Annotated in this window: 1 protein-coding gene and 1 pseudogene; both read right to left on the minus strand. The window is 64.0% G+C overall.

Annotated features, from left to right (window positions below):
• Positions 1–202: pseudogene (locus tag ABDX79_RS19630) on the minus strand (tripartite tricarboxylate transporter TctB family protein); the annotation flags it as partial.
• A gap of 371 nt (positions 203–573) precedes the next feature.
• Complete coding sequence (locus ABDX79_RS19635) at positions 574–1,557, minus strand: Bug family tripartite tricarboxylate transporter substrate binding protein (RefSeq protein ID WP_346221983.1); 984 nt, start codon at positions 1,555–1,557, stop codon at positions 574–576.
• Positions 1,558–1,732 lie beyond the last annotated feature (175 nt).

Raw genomic sequence — 1,732 nt, forward strand, 5'->3', positions numbered from 1 at the left:
TGTAGGGCAGGTCGAAGCGATCCTTGTCCGGCCTGATGAAGACATAGGCAAGGCACAGGAGGGCGACGACGCCGAGGATCTGCGGCCAGCTTTCCGGTCCGAGGGGATCGTATTGAAAGGGCGCCTGCAAGATGAAGAAGGCGATGTAGGTGTAGGCGAGTGCGACGAGAAACAACGCGCCCGCGAAGATGCGGTCGGCCATGAGACGGTCCCTGCGAAAGGTTGAAGGGGATGCGCACGCTGTCAGAACGGAGCGCCCCTGGACATGATACCGTTTCCGGCTGATCAGGCCGGGGACGGAATCCAAGCCCGCGCGGCGTATGAGCGTTCTTTAAATCCGTCATCGCGAAGCGATCAAACGGATTTCGTATGAGATCCGAAATCGAAACCGGGCTTCATTCTCCAGGTCTTGCGGTCCCGCATGATGCGATCGGCGAGCCCCGGGCGGGGGATCGGCATCGGCTTTGACGGGATACGGCGCGGCCCCTTCCGCGTGCCCCTCGTCCGTTCAGGAAAGCGGATCGACGAGAGGTCCGGGATCGGGCCGCGCCGCCAGGCGAGCCGGGAGGACGGCTATTGCTGGATCAGACCGGCGTCCTGCGCGATCTGGCGCATGACGTCGATGCGCTTCATGATGTCGTCATGCAGTTCTTCGCCGGCCTTGTCGTAGACCTGCAGGCCCTGGGCGGTGACGACCTGTTTCCATTCCTCGGTCTTGTAGGCGTTCTCGAACGCGGAGACCCAGGTGTTGTAGGCTTCGTCGGAGACGTTCTTGCCCATGTAGTAGCCGCGCAGGATGGCCCAGTCGGCATCGGGGTAGCCGAGCTCGTTGGTGGTCGGGATGTCCGCCAGGGGGGCGGGCAGGCGATCCTTGGTCATGACCGCGAGGACGCGCACGGTGCCGGCTTCGAGCTGGCTGGTGATCTCGCCCACATCGCCGGTATAGACCGCGATGGAGCCGCCGAGGAGACCGCTCATCGCGTCGCCGCCGCCATCGAATGCGACATAGCGCATCTCGCGCGGATTGAGGCCTTCGGCGCGCACCAGAAGCGCGGCCTTCATCCAGTCCTGGGAGCCGACCGAGCCGCCTGCGCCGATGACGACGCTGCTGACGTCGTCCTTGAGGGCCTTCATCAGACCGGCGAGATCCTTGTACTGGGAATCGGCGCGCACGATGATCGCGCCGTAGTCCGTGCCGGCGGTCGCGGTGAACTTGACGTCGTTCGCGCCCCATTCGCCGTATTTGCCCGTCACCATGTTGAGGAGCGAGCCGGAGGAGAAGGCGACGATGGCGTTGGGATCGTCGGTGCGGGTGGTGTTGAAGAGGTTGATGGCGACAGCGCCGATGCCGCCCGGCATGAAGGTGACCTGGACGGGGTTGGACAGGACGCCTTCGAGACCGCGCTGGGCGATGCGGCAGGTGAGATCGAAGCCGCCGCCGGGCTGGGCGGGCGCGACGCATTCGGGCCGTTCGATGGTGGTGATCTTGTCCTGCGCGAGGGTGGGACCTGCGAAGGCGACGGCGAGCAGCGCGGTCGCGAAATGACGAAGTTTCAAGGCAATAACCTCCCATGCCGTTGATATGGGAGAAGGGGTCTGCCGGACGACGGGCCGAAAAAGCCACGCTTCACCTTAAAAAAGGTGCGACACCGCGGGCATCGATGCCCTGCCAACGTCCTGACGGAAAATCCTCACTCCCATTGACATGGCTAACCCCCGCAGCTGACAACGG

The sequence above is a fragment of the Fulvimarina fulva genome, from assembly GCF_039652615.1.
In the GTDB taxonomy this organism is placed as follows: domain Bacteria; phylum Pseudomonadota; class Alphaproteobacteria; order Rhizobiales; family Rhizobiaceae; genus Fulvimarina.